The 19,137-nt window shown below is 71.0% G+C and carries 19 protein-coding genes; 11 read left to right on the top strand and 8 right to left on the bottom strand.

Translation table 11 applies throughout. From position 1 onward, the window contains the following. Together IW248_RS32755 and IW248_RS32750 are read right to left on the bottom strand one after the other, a co-directional pair. Positions 1-918: deoxyguanosinetriphosphate triphosphohydrolase (locus IW248_RS32755; protein ID WP_307788353.1), on the bottom strand; the 918-nt coding region annotated here is incomplete at its 3' end. Beyond that, positions 902-1,255: a VOC family protein gene (locus IW248_RS32750; RefSeq protein ID WP_124819690.1), complete on the bottom strand. Its 354-nt coding sequence runs from the start codon at positions 1,253-1,255 to the stop codon at positions 902-904. The genes IW248_RS32750 and IW248_RS32755, both read right to left, overlap by 17 nt. Before the next feature lie 254 nt (positions 1,256-1,509). Between IW248_RS32750 and IW248_RS32745 the strand changes: the two genes are divergently transcribed. Next, entirely contained in the window at positions 1,510-2,010 is a 501-nt protein-coding gene (locus IW248_RS32745; RefSeq protein ID WP_196929969.1) for a roadblock/LC7 domain-containing protein, read from the top strand. Positions 2,011-2,052: 42 nt separating this feature from the next. Here the strand turns inward: IW248_RS32745 and ppdK are convergent, their stop codons facing one another. Further along, positions 2,053-4,761 carry a pyruvate, phosphate dikinase gene (ppdK, locus tag IW248_RS32740; RefSeq protein WP_196929968.1) on the bottom strand — a complete coding sequence of 903 codons (2,709 nt, stop codon included), beginning with the start codon at positions 4,759-4,761 and terminating at the stop codon, positions 2,053-2,055. A gap of 317 nt (positions 4,762-5,078) precedes the next feature. On the opposite strand from ppdK, the gene IW248_RS32735 reads away from it, so the two are divergent. Beyond that, a complete protein-coding gene (locus IW248_RS32735) occupies positions 5,079-6,746 on the top strand; it encodes a beta-N-acetylhexosaminidase (protein WP_307788351.1) in 1,668 nt (555 codons plus the stop codon). Between the two features lie 568 nt (positions 6,747-7,314). After that, complete coding sequence (locus tag IW248_RS32730; RefSeq protein WP_196929966.1) at positions 7,315-7,977, top strand: C39 family peptidase; 663 nt, start codon at positions 7,315-7,317, stop codon at positions 7,975-7,977. Positions 7,978-8,677: 700 nt separating this feature from the next. On the opposite strand, the gene dusB is transcribed toward IW248_RS32730, so the two are convergent. The 4 genes from dusB to IW248_RS32710 all read right to left on the bottom strand — a co-directional run bounded on the left by dusB (position 8,678) and on the right by IW248_RS32710 (position 12,255). Continuing rightward, positions 8,678-9,850: a tRNA dihydrouridine synthase DusB gene (gene dusB / locus IW248_RS32725; RefSeq protein WP_196929965.1), complete on the bottom strand. Its 1,173-nt coding sequence runs from the start codon at positions 9,848-9,850 to the stop codon at positions 8,678-8,680. Between the two features lie 64 nt (positions 9,851-9,914). Beyond that, positions 9,915-11,294, bottom strand: a complete 1,380-nt coding sequence (locus tag IW248_RS32720; RefSeq protein ID WP_124823383.1) for a glycine--tRNA ligase — start codon at positions 11,292-11,294, stop codon at positions 9,915-9,917. A 115-nt stretch (positions 11,295-11,409) separates the two neighbouring features. Continuing rightward, positions 11,410-11,889, bottom strand: coding sequence for a hypothetical protein (locus IW248_RS32715; RefSeq protein WP_196929964.1), 480 nt, complete (start codon positions 11,887-11,889; stop codon positions 11,410-11,412). A gap of 24 nt (positions 11,890-11,913) precedes the next feature. Then, positions 11,914-12,255, bottom strand: coding sequence for an antibiotic biosynthesis monooxygenase family protein (locus IW248_RS32710; protein WP_196929963.1), 342 nt, complete (start codon positions 12,253-12,255; stop codon positions 11,914-11,916). Positions 12,256-12,284: 29 nt separating this feature from the next. Between IW248_RS32710 and IW248_RS32705 the strand changes: the two genes are divergently transcribed. From IW248_RS32705 to IW248_RS32670, 8 genes are all read left to right on the top strand, one after another. Further along, positions 12,285-12,542: a hypothetical protein gene (locus tag IW248_RS32705; RefSeq protein WP_124823388.1), complete on the top strand. Its 258-nt coding sequence runs from the start codon at positions 12,285-12,287 to the stop codon at positions 12,540-12,542. 54 nt (positions 12,543-12,596) lie between these two features. Beyond that, positions 12,597-13,541, top strand: coding sequence for a metal ABC transporter substrate-binding protein (locus tag IW248_RS32700; RefSeq protein ID WP_196929962.1), 945 nt, complete (start codon positions 12,597-12,599; stop codon positions 13,539-13,541). Continuing rightward, entirely contained in the window at positions 13,538-14,299 is a 762-nt protein-coding gene (locus IW248_RS32695) for a metal ABC transporter ATP-binding protein (RefSeq protein ID WP_196929961.1), read from the top strand. Before IW248_RS32700 ends, IW248_RS32695 begins: the two co-directional genes overlap by 4 nt. 3 nt (positions 14,300-14,302) lie before the next feature. After that, complete coding sequence (locus IW248_RS32690; RefSeq protein ID WP_196929960.1) at positions 14,303-15,169, top strand: metal ABC transporter permease; 867 nt, start codon at positions 14,303-14,305, stop codon at positions 15,167-15,169. Between the two features lie 43 nt (positions 15,170-15,212). Beyond that, a complete protein-coding gene (locus IW248_RS32685; RefSeq protein WP_030338189.1) occupies positions 15,213-15,512 on the top strand; it encodes an ArsR/SmtB family transcription factor in 300 nt (99 codons plus the stop codon). Continuing rightward, entirely contained in the window at positions 15,509-15,907 is a 399-nt protein-coding gene (locus IW248_RS32680) for a Fur family transcriptional regulator (protein WP_145792480.1), read from the top strand. The genes IW248_RS32685 and IW248_RS32680 overlap by 4 nt, the downstream gene beginning before the upstream one ends. Positions 15,908-15,986: 79 nt before the next feature. Then, a complete protein-coding gene (locus IW248_RS32675; RefSeq protein WP_196929959.1) occupies positions 15,987-16,595 on the top strand; it encodes a hypothetical protein in 609 nt (202 codons plus the stop codon). Positions 16,596-16,911: 316 nt separating this feature from the next. Beyond that, positions 16,912-17,079 carry a hypothetical protein gene (locus tag IW248_RS32670; protein WP_196929958.1) on the top strand — a complete coding sequence of 56 codons (168 nt, stop codon included), beginning with the start codon at positions 16,912-16,914 and terminating at the stop codon, positions 17,077-17,079. 8 nt (positions 17,080-17,087) lie between these two features. Here IW248_RS32670 and IW248_RS32665 read toward each other — a convergent pair whose 3' ends face one another. Then, positions 17,088-19,076 carry an acyl-CoA dehydrogenase family protein gene (locus IW248_RS32665; protein ID WP_372432750.1) on the bottom strand — a complete coding sequence of 663 codons (1,989 nt, stop codon included), beginning with the start codon at positions 19,074-19,076 and terminating at the stop codon, positions 17,088-17,090. Between the last annotated feature and the right edge of the window lie 61 nt (positions 19,077-19,137).

Here is a 19,137-nt window from a genome sequence, read left to right as displayed (position 1 = left end):
CCGAAACGCTCCCTCCGTGGCAGCCACCGCCGCGGACACGAACAACCCGGTCACCCCACTGGTGGTGGCCTTCAACGCGACCTGCGCGCGATGACTGCCGTCGTACCCGGCGAACGGCGCGAGCAGCGGACCGGTCAGCAGGTCGACAAGGACCTCGGCCAGGTCCGACGCGGACTCCCCGGAGTAGGCGGCGGCCACGTCGGCGCAGAGCGCGGCCCGCTCGTCGGCGTCGGTGAGCAGCGGACGCAACGTGACATAGCCACCGTGGATGCCGTCCTCCACGTCGTGCACCGAGTACGCGACATCGTCCGCCCAGTCCATCACCTGGGCCTCCAGGCAGCGCCGGTCGCCGGGCGCGCCGTCCCGGATCCAGTCGAAGACGGCCGCGTCGTCGGCGTACACCCCGAACTTGCGCTCCCCCGGCCGACGCGGCCAGGGGTACTTGCCGATCGCGTCGAGCGACGCCCGGGTCAGGTTCAACCCCGCGGACGAGCCGTCCGGGGCGAGCACCTTCGCCTCCAGACGGGTCAACACCCGCAGGGTCTGCGCGTTGCCCTCGAAACCGCCGCACGGCGTGGCGAGCAGGTCCAGGGCAGCCTCACCGTTGTGCCCGAACGGAGGGTGCCCCAGGTCGTGCGCGAGCCCCGCGACGTCCACCACATCCGGATCGCAACCCAGCCGGGCACCCATCTCCCGCGCGATCTGAGCCACCTCCAGCGAGTGGGTCAGCCGCGTACGCAGGAAGTCGTCAGTGCCGGCGGTGTGCACCTGGGTCTTGGTGGCCAGCCGACGAAACGCCGCCGAGTGCAGCACCCGGGCCCGGTCGCGCTCGTACGGCGACCGGCGATGCCCGGTGTCCTTGGGCGGCTCCTCGACCAACCGAGCGTCCGCCGCCCACGGCTCACTCCTCGCGCTCACGGAGGACGCAGAACTCGTTGCCTTCCGGGTCGGACAGCACCGTCCAGTCGACCTCACCCTGACCGATGTCGACGTGCCGCGCGCCCATGTCGACAAGGCGCTCGACCTCGGCCTCCTGGTTGGCGGGGCGCAGGTCGAGGTGCAGCCGGTTCTTGCGCTCCTTGCCGTCGGCCACCGGGCCGAAGAACAGGGCGGGCGCCTGGTCCGGGGACTGACGGATCTCCACGCCGCTCGGAGTCTCGGTGACGACCTGATAGCCGAGCGCCTCGGCCCACCAACGGGCCAGCCGGGCCGGATCGCGGGCGTCGACAGTCAGGCTCTCCCAGACACTTGTCATGCAGTCACCTCTTCCCGTTCGACGCGGCGCCCAATCGGCCGTGTACGAGCCAGCCAAGGTTACGCCCGCCCCCGTTGCGCAACCCGCTCACGACGCATCGACGAAGGGCACACAACCACCGATTGGCCCGCAGTTGCCAACCGATTGCCGAGGGTTACGGGCTCGCGGTCGGAAGTGGCCACCGGTAGCGTTCCCAGCGCGGAACGTGACCATCCGACTGACACGCAGAGCCCGACCGGTGAGGGGTAACGCTCGTGGACGCAGACACGGTGATGGGAACGGAGCTACGGGGGCTGCGCAGGCGCCGACCCGACATCGCCGGGACGGTGCTGGCCGCCACCGACGGGATGCTCATCTCCAGCGATCTGCCCAGCACCGACGCCACCCATCTGGCCGCGCTCGCCGCCGCGAGTTTCGGGCTCGGTCACCGGGTGGCCGACACCGTCCGGCAGGGTGAGTTCCGGGAGTCGGTCGTGTGCACCACCGCCGGCTGCGTGGTGACCTACCCGGCCGGGCGCAGCGCCCTGCTGACCCTCGTCACCGCGTCGGATCCGGGCGATCTGGACGCGCTGCACGAGGAGGCGCGGGCGGTGGCCCGTCGGGCGGGCTCGTTTTTGGACGTTCGCGGCGGAGGCTTCGGCGCGACCTCCGTGCCGGACGCGCACGCCCCGCTGGCCACGCGTACCCCGATGGCGACCCTGCCGGCGCAGTTGCGCCGCTCGTCCCGACCCACCTGGCGTCGTCCGCCGATCTGAGCGCCGGCGGCGGCCGGGTGACCGGGCCGCCGCCGACGTGCGTCACCGGCTGTCCGACCCGCCGCTCTCGACGACCGCCCGACCGGCCTCCAGCCGCGCGACCGGCACCCGGAACGGCGAGCAGGACACGTAGTCCAGGCCGACCTCGTGGAAGAAGTGCACCGAGTCCGGGTCGCCACCGTGCTCCCCGCAGATGCCGAGCTTCAGCCCGGGGCGGGCGGCCCGGCCCTCCTCGGCGGCGATCCGCACGAGCCGACCGACGCCGTCGCGGTCGATCGACTCGAACGGCGAGATGCCGAAGATGCCCAGCTCCAGGTAACGCCAGAAGAACGCGCCCTCGACGTCGTCGCGGGAGAAGCCCCAGCCCATCTGGGTCAGGTCGTTGGTGCCGAAGGAGAAGAACTCGGCGGCCTCGGCGATCTGCCCGGCGGTCAGCGCCGCCCGGGGCACCTCGATCATGGTGCCGATCAGCACCTCGACACCGCTGTCCCCGACCACCTCGGCAATGATCTTCTCGGCCTCGGCGCGGACCGTCTCCAACTCCTGCACCGCCCCGACCAGCGGCACCATGATCTCCGGCTTCGCCACGCCACCGTTACGGGCGCAACTGACCGCCGCCTCGGCGATGGCCCGGACCTGCATGGCGAACAGGCCGGGAATGACCAGGCCGAGGCGGACGCCCCGCAGCCCGAGCATCGGGTTCTCCTCGTGCATCCGCCGAACGGCGGCGAGCAGCGCCTCCTCCTTGGCCACGTCCTCGCCGCGTTCCTGGGCGACCGCCACGTTGACGGCGAGCTGCTCCAGCGGCGGCAGGAACTCGTGCAACGGCGGGTCGATGAGCCGGACGGTGACCGGCAGCCCGTCCATCTCGCGGAAGATCTCCTCGAAGTCGGCCCGCTGCAACGGCAGCAACGCGTCCAGCGCCGCCTCCCGCTCGTCCGCGGCGCGTGCCAGGATCAGCCGCTCGACCAGCTCCCGCCGGTCGCCGAGGAACATGTGCTCGGTGCGGCACAGCCCGATGCCCTCGGCGCCGAAGCGCCGGGCACGGGCGGCGTCCGCACCGGTGTCGGCGTTCGTCCGGACCGCCAGCCGCCGCTTCCCGTCGGCGTGCGTCATGATCCGGTGTACGGCCCGGACCAGCGCGTTGTCGATGTGCTCGGGGTCGAGGCTGCCCTCGAAGTACTGCACGACCTCGGAGGGCATGACCGGCACCTCGCCGAGGTAGACCTTGCCGGTGGTGCCGTCGATGGACACCACATCGCCCTCGTTGACGGTCCGCCCGGCCACGGTGAACCGCTTGGCCGGCACGTTCACCTCGATCTCGTCGGCGCCGGAGACGCAGGTCTTGCCCATGCCCCGGGCCACCACCGCGGCGTGGCTGGTCTTGCCACCACGCGAGGTGAGGATGCCCTGCGCGGCGATCATGCCGTTCAGGTCGTCCGGGTTGGTCTCCCTGCGCACCAGGATCACCGACTTCCCCTCGGCGGCCAGCTCGACGGCGCGGGCGGAGGTGAAGACCACAGTGCCGGACGCCGCGCCGGGCGAGGCGCCGATGCCCTTGGCGACCGGCTGGAACTCGTGGTCGAGTTGGAAGCGCGGGAACATCAGCTGGGCCAACTGCGCGCCGTTGACCCGGTGCAGCGCCTCGTCCAGGTCGATCAGGCCCTCGTCGACGAGTTGCCCGGCGATGACGAACGCGGCGGCCGCGGTGCGCTTGCCGACCCGGGTCTGCAACATCCACAGCTTGCCGCGCTCGATGGTGAACTCGATGTCACACAGGTCCTTGTAGTGCTCCTCCAGCCGGGCCATGATGCCGAGCAGTTCGTCGTAGGAGGACTTGTCGAGCTGCTCCAACTCCTGCAACGGCACTGTGTTGCGGATGCCCGCGACCACGTCCTCACCCTGGGCGTTGGCCAGGTAGTCGCCGTAGATGCCCTGGGCGCCGCTGCCCGGGTCGCGGGTGAACGCGACCCCGGTGCCGGAGTCGGGCCCGAGGTTGCCGAAGACCATTGTCACCACGTTGACCGCGGTGCCGAGGTCGGCCGGGATGCGCTCCTGGCGACGGTAGAGCACCGCGCGCTCGGCGTTCCACGACTCGAAGACCGCGCGGATGGCCAGGTCGAGCTGTTCGCGTGGCTGCTGCGGGAACTCCCGACCGGTGTGCTTCAAGAAGATCTTCTTGTACGCGTCGACAAGCCCACGCAGGTCGTCGGCGTCCAGATCCAGGTCGTTGTGGGTGCCCTTGGCGTTCTTGGCCTCGTCGAGCGCGTGCTCGAACTCATCGCCTGGCACCTCGCAGACGGTCTTGCCGAACATCTGGATGAGTCGCCGGTAGGAGTCCCAGGCGAACCTGTCGTTCTGTCCCGCCTGTGCGGAGAGCCCGACCACGCTCTGGTCGTTGAGACCGACGTTGAGGACGGTTTCCATCATGCCGGGCATGGAGAACTTGGCACCGGAGCGGACGGACACCAGCAGGGGGTCCTGCGGGTCGCCGAGGCGTTTGCCCATCGCGCGCTCCAGCGCTTCCAGGTGCGCCTCGATCTGACCGGCGAGCCCGTCCGGCTCCTGTCCCGTCGCGAGGTACGCCTGGCACGCCTCGGTGGTGATGGTGAAGCCGGGCGGGACGGGCAGGCCCAGGTTGGTCATCTCGGCGAGGTTCGCCCCCTTGCCGCCGAGCAGTTCCTTGAGATCCTTGTTGCCTTCGGAGAAGTCGTAGACGTACTTGTGATCGACGGTCTCTTGCGCTGCCACCAGAGCCTCCACAACACACGCGCCGGATTGACACTTAACGAAGGTTCAGTTTTCTTCTTCCCCGGGACGGACCGCCGGTAATCCCGGGGTCAACGTCGATCGGTGGGCGAAGGTTAAGCGAACATCGAGTGACCTGGGACCGTTCGGTGACAATTGGCACAGCCATCACGACTATCCGTGTTCGTACCGGTTTTTGGGAACGCTTCCATGCGCACCATCACGCATCCCGGCCGAGCGTCGTACGCTTGACGGCACGCCAGCCGGTGAACCTCACTTTTGCCATAACCGACGCGAATACACCCCCCGGAGTCGCCGCCGTGTCGACCATCCCCTCCCCCGGCCCCACCGCCGTCCCCGCGCCGCTGACGGCGGGGGAACCGGACGCGGCCACACTGGCCCAGGCGGCCGAACGGGCGGCGGGCGAGTTGCTCGCCCCGTCGGCCCCGCACCGGCTGGCCGACGTCGTGCCCGCCCCCCAGCAGGTCCAGCCGGACCCGACCGCCGACTGGGTGCTGCCGGCCGACGCGGTCATCGTGGCCAGCGCCGACCCCGCCGCGCTGGCGGTCGCCGAGCAGCTCGCCCAGTTCCTGCGCCCGGCCACCGGCTACCCGTTGCCGGTCACCGACGCCACCACGCCGGAGCCCGCCGGTGGCATCGCGCTGGTGCTGGACGACAGCGCCGACCTCGGCCCGGAGGGCTACCGCCTCGACACCACCACCGACGGGGTACGCGTCACCGCCACCACCGCCGCCGGCCTCTTCTACGGCGCACAGACGCTGCGCCAGCTACTGCCGGCGGCCATCGAGAGCCCCACCCCGGTCACCGAACGCTGGGCGCTGCCCGGCGGGACGATCACCGACGCGCCCCGGTTCCCCTACCGGGGCGCGATGCTCGACGTCGCGCGGCACTTCTTCGCCGTCGAGGACGTGCTGCGGGTGGTCGACCACCTGGCCCGCTACAAGCTCAACCACCTGCACCTGCACCTCACCGACGACCAGGGTTGGCGGATCACCGTCGACTCCTGGCCGAAGCTGACCACAGTCGGCGGAACGACCGAGGTCGGCGGCGGCCCCGGCGGGCACTACACGAAGGCCGACTACGCGCGGATCGTCTCCTACGCGGCTGCCCGCCACATCACCGTCGTCCCGGAGATCGACCTCCCGGGGCACACCAACTCGGCGCTGGTCGCGTACCCGGAGCTGGCGCCAGACAAGATCGCACCACCGCCGTACACCGGCACCGAGGTCGGCTTCAGCTACGTCGACCCGGCCGACGAGCGGACGTACGACTTCGTCGCCGACGTGTTGGGCGAGGTGGCCGCGCTCACCCCCGGCCCCTGGCTGCACATCGGCGGCGACGAGGCGTTCAAGGTCAAGGGCGAGGTCTACACCGGTTTCGTCGAGCGGGTCCAGCGCATCGTGGCCGACCTCGGCAAGACCGTCGTCGGCTGGCACCAGCTCGCGCCCGCCGCCCACCTCGACGGGCGGGTCCTGCAGTGGTGGGGCACGAACGGCGAAGACCCCACCACCGTCGACGCCGTACGCCGGGGGGCCCGGCTGATCGTCTCCCCCGGCAACCACGCCTACCTGGACATGAAGTACGCCCCGGACACCCCGATCGGGCACGACTGGGCCGGCCTCATCGACGTGCGCAAGGCGTACGACTGGGATCCGGGCACGCACGTCGCCGGCGTACCCGCCGAGGCTGTGCTCGGTGTGGAGGCCCCGCTCTGGACCGAATCGGTCACCTCGCTGGCAGACATCGAACTCCTGCTCCTGCCCCGCCTCCCGGCCATCGCCGAACTGGGCTGGTCACCCCGGGCAAGCCACGACTGGGCCGCCTTCCGCGACCGCCTGGCCGGCCAGGGCCCCCGCTGGACGAGGGCCGGGATTACCTTCCACCACGCGCCCGAGGTCCCCTGGTCGACCACACCGACCGTCCCCGCCCAGCGCAACGTGCCACAAACCGAAACCGCCACCCCCTGATCCCCGGCTCGGCCCGGTCCGCCCGGCGACCGCCCCCTGCCGGGCGGTCGCGCCCCAGACCGGGATGATCCACTCGGATTTCATGAAGTCGGCGTATCCCCGACAGCCGGACACCGCGCCTTTCAGGAACCCGAGTGGATCACGCTCCCGTGGCCGCCGTGTCGGGTCTGCCAGGCCAGCGGAATGGGCGGGTTGTCTGGTTTGACCTTGTTTGTCGGGTGGTCGGGGCCACCCCGGCGGCGGAATCGGCGGCCGGGCCGGGTCGTTATACCTGGCAGGCCAGCCCAGTCGTCGAAGTGGCAGGCCACCGCAGCCGTCGAGTCGCGGGGCGCGGCAGCCGCCGGGAACACCCGCCAGGCCGCCTCGGTTACATCCCCCGCACGGCCGAGCACCACAACAGGCCGGCCCCCGCAGGTAGGCGGAATGATCCGCCACCGGCACCCGTTACACCCTGTCCCGACGCCGACCCCCTCACCGGGTCACCGGGCAGAACCCCTCGAACTTTCCCCGCACCACCCACACCCCCAAGTGTGGTGCGGGCACCCCCGATGCAGAGGAGCACGCCACCATGCGTACCGATCTGATCCGTAAGACCGCCCTCACCGCCGCTGGCCTCGCCTTCACCGGCGGCGCCATCGCCGGCCCCGTCACCACCGCCTTCGCCGCCCCCAGCACCAGCAAGCCGGCCACGCAGACCCACACCGACCGCAAGGGCCACGGCGAGCGGGAACTGGGCGTGCGCTACGAAGCCCAGCCGAACTTCTACTACTGCGGCCCCGCCGCCACCCGAAACGCCCTGTCCGTGCAGGGCAAGAACATCAACGTTGATGACATGGCCAAGGAAATGGGCACCACCGAAGCCGGCACCAACTCCATCAACGACATCACCCCTGTCCTGAACAAGGAAACCGGCAAGACCGACGCGTACCGGTCGGTGGAGATCAGCAGCCCGGACGCCGACGCGAAGCAGACCGACACCCTGCGCGCCGACGTGGTCAAGACCGTCGACGACGGTAGGGCCGTGGTCGCGAACATCGCCGGGACCAGCACTGACACCGACGGCAACGCGCACTCCTACGAGGGCGGGCACTACATCAGCGTCGTCGGCTACCACGACAACGGCAACACCGTCACCATCGCCGACTCCGCCGACCCCAACCAGGCCGCCTACCAGATCACCGTCGAGCACCTCGCCGACTGGATCGCCACCCGCGGCTACGCCACCAGCTGACACCCACCACCACACACCAAGCGAAGGGCCGGACCCCACCACGGGGCCCGGCCCTTCGGCATGAGCGGGTTGCTGTCCACGCCCTCGTCAGGCGCAGACGGAATCATGGGGCCATCCGAGCTGACCAGGCCGCCCACCCCGACGTGCCGCCCACCCGGCAAGCCGTTCACCCGGCCAAGCCGTCCCACCCCGGCAGACCGCCCACCCCGGCAGGCCACCCACCCGGCAGGCCACCCACCCGGCAGGCCACCCACCCGGCAGGCCACCCACCCGGCAGGCCACCCCACTGACTGCGTCACGGGTCCTTTGGAGCTGATGTCGCAAACGAATCAGGCGCGCACGTTAGAGCTGACGCCGTCGACGAATCAGAAGCGCACCCTGAAGCTGACGCCGTAGACGCATCAGACGCGCACCCTGAAGCTGACGCCGTAGACGCATCAGGGGCGCACGGCCGACGACGCCGACTGATGATTCGTTCACGACATCAGCTCCAAAGGACGCCGAACTCAGCTGCCAGCCTCTACGCGGAGCGTCGAGAAAAGACGGAGCGTCCAGGAAAGACGGAGCGTCCAGGAAAGACGGAGCGCCACGACCCGAGGGCTCCGGGGGGTGACCGGCGCACCGGCACGGACCCTGCTGGGAGCCCGCGTTCCCGAGGGATAGTCGCGGGCGTCTCCGCCCAACCCGCCAGGTGCGGGGCTCAGCCGCCGGAGTCGTCCATCTCGGCGCCCTCGGGGACTGTGTCGTCGTCTCGGCTGGCCAGCCAACCCTCCGGCAGGAAGACCTTGCCCGGGGAGTTGGTACGCCCGCGCGGCTGCCCGAGGGCGGTCAGCGGGAAAGGCTCCGCCGGGTCGAGCTTGCCGAGCAGGTCGTCGAGCTGCGCCAGGCTTTCGATCATCGCCAGCGAGCGACGCAGCTCGCCGCCGACCGGGAAGCCCTTGAGGTACCAGGCGACGTGCTTGCGGAAGTCGGTGCAGCCGTCCCGTTCGCCTCGGGCCGGGTTGCGGGCGCCGGCCGTGAACTGGTCGACAAGCAGTTCGGCGTGCCGGCGCATGGTCAACGCCACCTCGCCGAGATTGGGAAGCCGCCGCTCGGGCCGACCGTTGAAGGCGGCCTCCAGGTCGGCGAAGAGCCACGGTCGGCCCAGGCATCCGCGCCCGATGACCACGCCGTCGACGCCGGTGTGGGCCACCATCCGCAGCGCGTCGTCGGCCTCCCAGATGTCGCCGTTGCCGAGCACCGGCACGTCCAGGGCCTGCTTCAACGTGGCGATCGCGTCCCAGTCGGCGGTGCCCGAGTAGCGCTGCGCCGCCGTCCGCCCGTGCAGGGCCACCGCGGCCACGCCGGCCTCCTGTGCGGCGAGCCCGGCTTCGACGTACGTCAGATGGTCGTCGTCGATGCCCTTGCGCATCTTGACCGTGACCGGCACGCCGGACGGTGACGCGGCGGCCACCGCGGCCCGCACCAGTCGCGCGAAGAGCCGGCGCCGCCACGGCAGCGCCGCGCCGCCGCCACGCCGGGTGACCTTGGGTACGGGGCAGCCGAAGTTGAGGTCGATGTGGTCGGCCAGGTTGCGCTCGACGACGATCCGCACGGCGGCGGCGGTGATCTCCGGATCGGTGCCGTAGAGCTGGAGGCTGCGGGGCTTCTCGTCGTCGCCGAACGCGATCATGCGCAGCGTCTTCGGGTTGCGCTCGACCAGCGCCCGAGTGGTGATCATCTCGCAGACGTAGATGCCGCCGCCCTGCTCGCGACAGAGCCGACGGAACCCGATGTTGGTGATCCCGGCCATCGGCGCGAGCACGACCGGCGGCCACACCTGGTGCTGGCCGAGAGTCAGCGGGCGCAGCGCGGGCACGGTCGAGGCAGTCACCGGACAAGTGTACGGGGCCTCGACCGGCGCTTATCGCGTCGGCCGAGGCCCCGTGCGCAGAGTCTCAGCAGCCGGGCAGACGCTCGATCAGGTAGCGCTCGACCTGGTCCAGGGAGACGCGCTCCTGGGCCATGGTGTCCCGGTTGCGCACCGTCACCGCGTTGTCGTCCAGGGTGTCGAAGTCGACAGTCACGCAGAACGGGGTGCCGATCTCGTCCTGCCGGCGGTAGCGGCGCCCGATCGCCTGCGAGTCGTCGAACTCCACCACCCAGCGCTTACGCAGCAGCGTCGCGAGGTCCTTGGCCTTGGGCGACAGCGCCTCGTTGCGGGACAGCGGCAGCACCGCCACCTTGACCGGGGCGAGCCGCGGGTCGAACCGCATCACGGTGCGCTTGTCCACGCCGCCCTTGGTGTTCGGCGCCTCGTCCTCGTCGTACGCCTCCAGCAGGAAGGCGAGCACCGCGCGGGTAAGACCCGCGGCCGGCTCGATGACGTACGGCATCCAGCGCTCACTCTTGCTCTGGTCGAAGTACGACAGGTCGACGCCGGAGTGCTTGCTGTGCGTGGAGAGGTCGAAGTCGGTGCGGTTGGCGACACCCTCCAGCTCGGCGAACTCGGTGCCACCGAACTGGAAGCGGTACTCGATGTCCACCGTCCGCTTCGAGTAGTGCGACAGCTTCTCCTTGGGGTGCTCGAACAGGCGCAGATTGTCCGCCGACAGGCCGAGGTCGAGGTACCAGTTCCAGCGCTCCTGGAGCCAGTACTCGTGCCACTGCTCGTCGCTGCCCGGCTCGACGAAGAACTCCATCTCCATCTGCTCGAACTCGCGGGTCCGGAAGATGAAGTTGCCCGGGGTGATCTCGTTGCGGAACGACTTGCCGGTCTGCGCGATGCCGAACGGGGGCTTCTTGCGGGCGACCGTCTCGACGTTCTTGTAGTTGACGAAGATGCCCTGCGCGGTCTCCGGGCGCAGGTAGTGCAGCCCCTCGTCGCTCTCCACCGGGCCCAGGTAGGTCTTCATGAGGCCGTTGAACATCTTCGGCTCGGTGAAGGTGCCCTTGTTGCCGCAGTTGGGGCAGTTCAGCTCGGCCAGTGAGGTGAGCGGCTTGCCGTGCTTCTCGGCGTACGCCTCCTCGAGGTGGTCGGCGCGGAACCGCTTGTGACAGAACTGGCACTCGGTGAGCGGGTCGACGAACTCGGCGATGTGGCCGGACGCCTCCCACACCTTGCGGGACAGGATCACCGCGGAGTCCAGGCCGACGACGTCGTCGCGCTGCTGGACCATTGTCTTCCACCACTGCCGGCGGACGTTCTCCTTGAGTTCCACGCCGAGCGGGCCGTAGTCCCACGCCGATCGGGTGCCCCCATAGATCTCACTGGAGGGGAAGACGAAGCCTCGGCGCTTGGCGAGGCTGACGACGGCGTCGATACGGTCGGCTGGCATGTTTCCTCCTACGCCGGCTGGCGGTCGGCGGGGGCGAGATGTGGATGGAACGGTCGGTTCGGGGACAACGGTACGACCACCGTCCCCCCGAGCCCAGCAGAATACCGGGGGCGGGTCAGCTGACCTCGCAGACCTCCACACCGCCGGTCTGCCCGTCCTGGCCGAGGCTGACCTGTTGACGGTCCCGGTCGCCGCCGTCGAGGGTCACGTCGACCGGCACGGTCAGGTAGGTGGTGTCCACCTCACCCACCCGGAACGCGGTCACCTGTGGTTCGGCGGCGGCGCGCCGCTCGAACTCCGGCCGGGACTCACGCCGCTGCGCGTCGTCGCAGAGCTGGTCGTACGCCCGCCCGTAGTTCCGCTCGACCAACGCCTGGTAGTAGTCGCCGGTCACGGTGCGGGCCTGTTCCCGGATCGCCTGGACTCCGCTGACGGCCAGCCCGACGACGGCGGTGCCACCCCCGCCGCAGCAGAGCACCACGGCGAGCGCGCCGACGCCGAGGCCGATCCAGAGCCGGGTCCGGCGGCCCTCGGTGGGCGGCGCGACGAACGGCGGAGCCACGCCGGGACCGGGTGGCGGGGCGGGTGCGGTCATAGGAGCAGCGTAGTGTCCGGCGGCTCAGCGGTAAGGACCCGCAGCCCGATCACTCTCGGCGACGACCACGGCCCCGCCGGGGGCGGCGGTGGCGAGCGCCTCGTAGGCGGAGGGCTCGTCGACGGACTCGGCGAGCAGCGGCACGGCGCTGACCTTGACCTCGAAGGCGCCGAGCGCCCGCCGGTACGTGCCGACCGACTCCCATTCGGTGACCAGTGACCAGTGCCGGGGGTCGTCCAGCGCCCGGACCAGTTGGCCGCGCAGGTAGCCGGGCCGGCCGGCCAGCGCGGTGAGGGCGGCGTGCGCCCGTTCGGTGAAGCCGTCGGCGGTATCGACGTCGACCACGAACCGGTTGGTCACCAACACCGGGGGTTCCTCCTCGTAGAGTCTGTGGGATGCAGCGTACGCAGCGCCCTCTGCTCGCCCGGTTGGCCGGGGCGAACCCGACGTCGGTGTTCCTGCTCACCCTGGTGGTGGTGCTGGTGGCGTTCTTCACGCCCGGGGTGATCGGCGGGCTGCTGACGCTCTCGCTCGCCGGGGTCCTGATCGCCCTGTTGGCGACGACCTGGGCGATTCAGGCGCCGCAGACCCGGCTGATCCGACTGCTGATGCTGACCCTGCTGGTGACGGTGGGCCTCGCGAAGCTCCTCTGACATGCAATCATGCGTTTTTGACAATCATTATCGTTGCCACGGACAGTTGACGACATGACCAACCGCGCCACGTACCGTGTCCTCGCCGCCGCGACCGCCCTCCTCGCCCTGGGCGCCGGGGCCGGCTGCTCCACAGGTGGTGCCGCCGGCGCCGATCCTCAGCGAGTCGACGTGGTGGCCGCGTTCTACCCCCTCCAGTTCCTGGCCGAGCGGATCGGCGGCGACGCGGTCCGGGTGACCAACCTGGCCAAGCCCGGCGCCGAGCCGCACGACCTGGAACTCAACCCGAGCCAGGTCGGTGAGGTCAGCGACGCGGAGTTGATCGTCTACCTCAAGGGGTTCCAGCCGGCGGTGGACGACGCCGTGGCCCAGAACGGCGGCGACCGGGCGTTCGACGTGACAAGCGTGCAGCCGCTGTTGGACGCGTCCGCCGGCGGACACGACCACGAGGGCGAGGAAGGGCACGCCGAGGAGAGCGGCGGCAAGGACCCGCACGTCTGGCTCGACCCGACCCGGCTGGCCGGCATCGGCGACCAGCTCGCCCAGCGGCTCGGCAAGGCCGACCCGGACCACGCCGCCGACTACACCGCCCGGTCGGCCGCCCTGCGCGCCGACCTGACGACCCTGGACGGCGAGTTCAAGAACGGTCTGGCGACCTGCCAGCGGCGGGAGATCGTGACCAGCCACGCCGCGTTCGGCTACCTCGCCGACCGGTACCAGCTCGACCAGGTCGGCATCACCGGGCTGAGCCCGGACGTCGAGCCCTCGCCGCAGCGCCTCGCGCACGTGATCGAGGAGGCGAAGGAGCACCAGGCCACCACGATCTTCTTCGAGACCCTGGTCAGCCCGAAGGTGGCCGAGACCATCGCCGGTCAGGTCGGCGCGAAGACCGCAGTGCTCGACCCGATCGAAGGGCTCGCCGCGGGCAGCGACGGGGACTACCTTTCGGTGATGCGCACCAACCTGCGGACCCTGCAGACGGCCTTGAGCTGCTCGTGACCTCACCTGTCATCACCGTCGAGCACGGGGTGGTCGGCTACGACGGCCGCCCCGTGCTCCGGGACATCTCGCTCACCGTGACCGCCGGCGAGGTGGTCGCGATCCTCGGTGCCAACGGCTCCGGCAAGTCCACCCTGATCCGCGCCGTGCTCGGGCTGGTGCCGATCAGCGCCGGCTCGGTCACCCTCTTCGACCGGCCGTTGCGCCGGTTCCGGCAGTGGGCGCGCATCGGGTACGTCCCGCAGCGCCTGGGCGCCGGCGGCGGCGTGCCGGCCACCGTCCGCGAGGTGGTGGCCTCCGGCCGGCTGGCCCGTCGGGGGGTGCTGCGTCCGCCGGGTCGAGCCGACCGGTCCGCCGTCGACACCGCGCTGCGCGCGGTCGGGCTCGCCGACCGGGCCGGTGACCCGGTGTCCACGCTCTCCGGCGGCCAGCAGCAGCGCACCCTGATCGCCCGCGCCCTGGCCGGCCAGCCGGAGCTGCTGGTTCTCGACGAGCCCACGGCCGGGGTGGACGCGGCCAGCCAGGAGGCGTTCGCCGGCGCGCTGCGCGACTTCGTCGCCGACGGCGGGACCGTGCTGCTCGTCGCCCACGAGCTGGGCCCGCTGCGGCCCGTGATCAGCCGGGCTGTCGTCGTCCACGAGGGTCGCATCGCCCACGACGGCGCGGTGCCGGACCCGGCCGGCCATCACGCGGAGCCCGACCACGACCACGTGCACCCGCACTGCTACGACGAGCCCGCCGGGCTGTGGAGCAACTGACCCATGGAACTCTTCCAGTACCCCTACATGCAGCGGGCCCTGATCGGCGCGCTGGTGATCGGCCTGGCCGCGCCGGCGCTCGGCATCTACCTGGTGCAGCGCCGGCTGGCGTTGATCGGCGATGGTGTGGGGCACGTGGCGCTGACCGGCGTCGGGGCGGGTCTGCTGCTCAACCGTTCACCGGTGCTGGTCGCGGTGATCGCCGCCACCATCGGCGCGATCGCCATCGAGATCGTCCGCGCTCGCGGGCGTACCTCAGGTGATCTGGCCCTGGCCCTGCTCTTCTACGGCGGCATCGCGGGCGGCGTACTCCTGGTTGGCCTCTCGGACGCGACGAGCGCGAACCTCAACGCCTACCTGTTCGGGTCGCTGACCACCATCTCGCCCGCCGACCTGACCACCATCGCGGTGCTCGGCGCGGCGATCCTGGTCACGATGATCGCTTTGCGGCCGGCGCTCTTCGCGGTCAGTCACGACGAGGAGTACGCCCGGGTCTCCGGCCTGCCGGTCCGCACGCTGAACCTGCTGATCGCGGTTGCCACGGCGGTCACCGTGACCATCGCCATGCGGGCCGTCGGAGTGCTGCTGATCAGCGCGTTGATGGTGGTGCCGGTCGCCACCGCCCAGCAGGTCACCAGGGGCTTCCGCAGCACGATGGCCGCCGCGATGGCGCTCGGGCTCTTCGCCGCCGGCTCGGGTGTCTGGGTGGCGGCCACTGCGGACACCGCGCCGGGCGCCTCGGTGGTGCTGGTGGCGATCGCCTCGTTCCTGGTGGTGGCCGTGGCCGGCGCTGTCTGGCGGGCCGTGCGCCGCCGGAGGACACCGACCGCCGCGCCGGTGCCGGAACCACACGAGGTCGTGCTGAGCTGAGCCTGCTCAGCGGGACGTCGCTGGTATTGGTTACCGTTGCAGGATGACCAGCGCGACGGGCTACGACGGGTTCGACGGGGCCAGCGAGTTGCTCCGAGCCCTGTCCGCGCCCATTCGGCTGGCCATCGTCAGCGAGCTGGCCGGCGGCGAGCGGTGCGTGCACGAGTTGGTGGAGAAGCTCGGGGCGGCGCAACCACTGGTCTCCCAGCACCTGCGGGTGCTACGCGGGGCGGGCGTGGTGCGCGGCTCCCGGCGGGGCCGGGAGATCGCCTACAGCCTGGTCGACGAGCACGTCGCGCACATCGTGGCGGACGCGGTCAGCCACGCCGGGGAGGGATCATGAGCGAGAGCAGCGCCGCGGTGCGTAACACCCGGCAGCGTTCGGCGGTGAGCGCGCTGCTGGGCGAGATGGAGGGCTTCCACAGCGCCCAGGACCTGCACGCGATGCTGCGGCAGCGCGGCGAGCGGGTCGGCCTGACCACCGTCTACCGCACCCTGCAGGGGCTCGCCGACGCCGGTGAGATCGACGTGATGCGTCCGCCGGGCGGTGAGCACCTCTACCGCCGGTGCAGCGAGGGGCACCACCACCACCTGGTCTGCCGGGTGTGCGGGCGCACGGTCGAGGTGGCCGGCCCGGCCGTGGAGAGCTGGGCCGATCGGGTCGCCGCCCAACACGGCTACGCCGACGTCAGCCACACCCTGGAGATCTTCGGCACCTGCCCGACCTGCGTCCGCTGAATACCGGCGCCCGGTCGGTCGCGACCCGGGCTCACTTCACGGCTACACCGAGCGGGGCGTTCGTGGCACGCTGGCCGGCGTGAAAATCTATGCCGATCGGTTTTCGACCGCCGCCCGTCAGTTGCTCACCGACCTGCTCGTCGTCGCCTGGGTGTACGTGGCGATCCGCGGCGCGCTGTGGCTGCACGACCTGGTGCAGAAGCTCGCCGTACCGGGGCAGAAGCTGGAGGGCGCCGGCACCGGGCTCGCCGACAACCTGGGCGACGCCGGCAGCAAGGTCGGCCGGGTGCCACTGGTCGGCGACGAACTGACCGCACCGTTCCAGCGCGCCGCCGACGCCGCCCGATCGCTCGCTGACGCCGGGCGCGACCAGCAGCACCTGGTCGACCAACTCGCCCTGGCCCTCGCCATCGCGGTGCTGATCTTCCCGCTCGGCATCGTGCTGTTCGGCTGGCTGCCGCTGCGGGTCCGCTGGATGCGCCGGGCCGGATCGGCGACGAAGCTCGCTGCCGGGCCAGCCGGCCGGGACCTGCTCGCCCTGCGCGCGCTGGCCACCCAGCCACTGGGCAAACTGACCCGGATCGGTCCGGACGTCGCCGAGGCGTGGCGGCGCGGCGACGACGCGACAGTTGACGCCCTGGCCGCCCTGGAGCTGCGCCAACTAGGCCTGCGCGGCCAGGCCCGCTAAGGTCGTCCGCCGGCACGCCCCGGGCTCCCCCGCCCCGCCCCGCCCTGCCCCGCCCCGCCCTGCCCCGCCGCGTCGATCTTGCAGTTTCAGATGTCGACATGAGTGGGATGCCCCATCTGTCGGGACAGCAAGTGCAAGATCGCGGAGCGGGGCAGGCCGGCCCGGTCGATCAAGGAGTTGTGGTGCCTGGTTTGGCCTTGGCCGGGTGCTTTGTAACCCACCACAACTCCATGATCGACCAGGCAGGGTGAGTTGCCGAACAGTCGTTCCGCCGGGCGCGGGTCCAGCCCGACGAGGGTGTCGTTAAGGTCGTCAGGTGTTCTACTTCCTCGTCGCCATCGCCGTCCTGCTGCTCGGCTACGCCGCCTTCCTGGTCTCCTTCGTACGCCGGGGCAAGAAGATCCCACCCTCGGCGTACCTGGCCCTGGCCGGGCTCAACGGTCTGATCCTGGCGGGAGTGCTGGCCTGGGCGGTCTCCCGCTGACCGCCGGTCTACGGCTTCGGGGGGATGCGGCGGCGGACATCCTCGGCTGTGGACGGGCCGGGCGACCAGCGGGCCACCCAGGGCAGCTCGTCGGACGGGGTGAGCACACCCTCCTCCAGGCCCGCGTAGCGGCCGGCGAGGATGCGCTTCGCGGCGGCGGTGTCGACCGAGTCGGTGTTGTCCCAGAGTGCGGCGAACAGGGCGTCCACCCGGACCCGCGCCTGCCGGCAGAACAGGTCGGCCAGCTCGACGTTCTCCGGGCGGCTGTCCCGTTCCGCGGTGGCCCGGACGCAGACCGCGGACATCGCGAACAACTCGGCGCCGATGTCCACGATCCGGCCGAGGAACGCCTGCTTGCGCTCCATCTTTCCCTGCCAGCGGGACATCGCGTAGAACGTCGACCGGGCCAGCTTGCGGGACGAACGTTCCACCTGTCGCAGATGCGCGGCGAGTGGGCCGAACTCGGCGTACGCCGAAGGGCTCTGCCCCCGGCCCACGGCGAGGGTCGGCAGCCACTTCGCGTAGAAGGCGCCCGCTCGCGCGCCGGCTCGGGCCTTGCGGCCCAGCCCCGCGTCCGGGTCGATGATGTCGCCGGCCACCGACAGGTGGGCGTCGACCGCCTCCCGCGCGATCAGCAGATGCATGATCTCGGTGGCGCCTTCGAAGATCCGGTTGATCCGCAGGTCGCGCAGCATCTGCTCGACGGCGGCCGGGCGTTCGCCGCGGGCGGCCAGTGAGTCGGCTGTCTCGTAGCCGCGCCCGCCCCGGATCTGGATCAGCTCGTCGGCGATCTTCCAGGCCATCTCGCTGGCGTACAGCTTGACCAGCGCCGCTTCGATCCGGATGTCGTTGCGGTCGTCGTCGGCGAGCAGGCAGCAGAGGTCGAGCATGGTCTCCATGCCGTACGTGGTGGCGGCGATGAAGGAGAGCTTCTGCGCGACCGCCTCGTGCTCGCCCACCGGCCGTCCCCACTGGACCCGGTCGGCGGCCCAACCCCGGGCGACGTTCAACGCCCACTTGCCGGCGCCCACGCACATGGCCGGCAGCGAGAGCCGGCCGGTGTTCAGAGTGGTGAGGGCGATCTTCAGCCCCTTGCCCTCGCCGCCGATGATGTTCTCGGCGGGAACGATCACGTCGTGGAACCGGGTCAGGCTGTTCTCCAGGCCGCGCAGGCCGATGAACGCGTTGCGCCGCTCGACGGTGATCCCCGGGCTGTCGCCGTCCACCACGAACGCGGTGATTCCGCCCCGACGTCCCTCCGTGGCCGGCACCCGGGCCATCACCACCAGCAGGGTTGCCACGATGCCGTTGGTGGCCCAGAGCTTCACCCCGTTGAGGCGGTAACCCGTGCCGTCCTCGGTCGGCTCGGCGATGGTGGCCAGCCGGGCCGGGTCGGAGCCGACGTCGGGCTCGGTGAGCAGGAACGCGGACACCTCGCCGGCGGCGAGCCGGGGCAGGAAGCGTTGCTTCTGCTCGGCGGTGCCGAACATCTTCAGTGGCTGCGGCACACCGATCGACTGGTGCGCCGAGAGCAGCGCGCCGATGGCCGGGCTCACCGAGCCGGCCAGCATGAGGGCCCGGCAGTAGTGCAGGTTGCTCAGCCCGAGCCCGCCGTACTTCCTGTCGATCTTCATGCCGAACGCGCCGAGGTCGGCCAGGCCGTGGAACACCGAGTCGGGTATGGACGCGTCCCGTTCGATGGCCGCGCCGTCCACCTCGGAGGTCAGGAAGGCGCGGAACCGACCAAGGAACTCCTCGGCGCGAGCCACGTCGTCCGGATCGGATCGGGGCCACGGGTCGATCAGGTCGAGCCGGAACCGGCCGAGGAACAGCTCCTTGCCGAAGCTGGGCCGGTCCCAGGCGGACTCGCGGGCGGCCTCGGCGACCTGCCGGGCCTCCTTCTCGGTGACCTGCCCGGCTTCCGCGGGCAGCGGTGCGGCGGCACCGGCGGAGTCGGGGCCGTCCGGTGCCGGTCGGCCGTTCTGCGTCGTGGTCACGGCTGCCCCCTCGAAGCTCGGTGCGGCTGCGTCGACGTGCGCGACTACCGCCACGCTACCC

The organism is Micromonospora ureilytica (assembly GCF_015751765.1).
GTDB lineage: Bacteria > Actinomycetota > Actinomycetes > Mycobacteriales > Micromonosporaceae > Micromonospora > Micromonospora ureilytica.
This window is presented reverse-complemented; position numbering and strand designations above follow the sequence as displayed.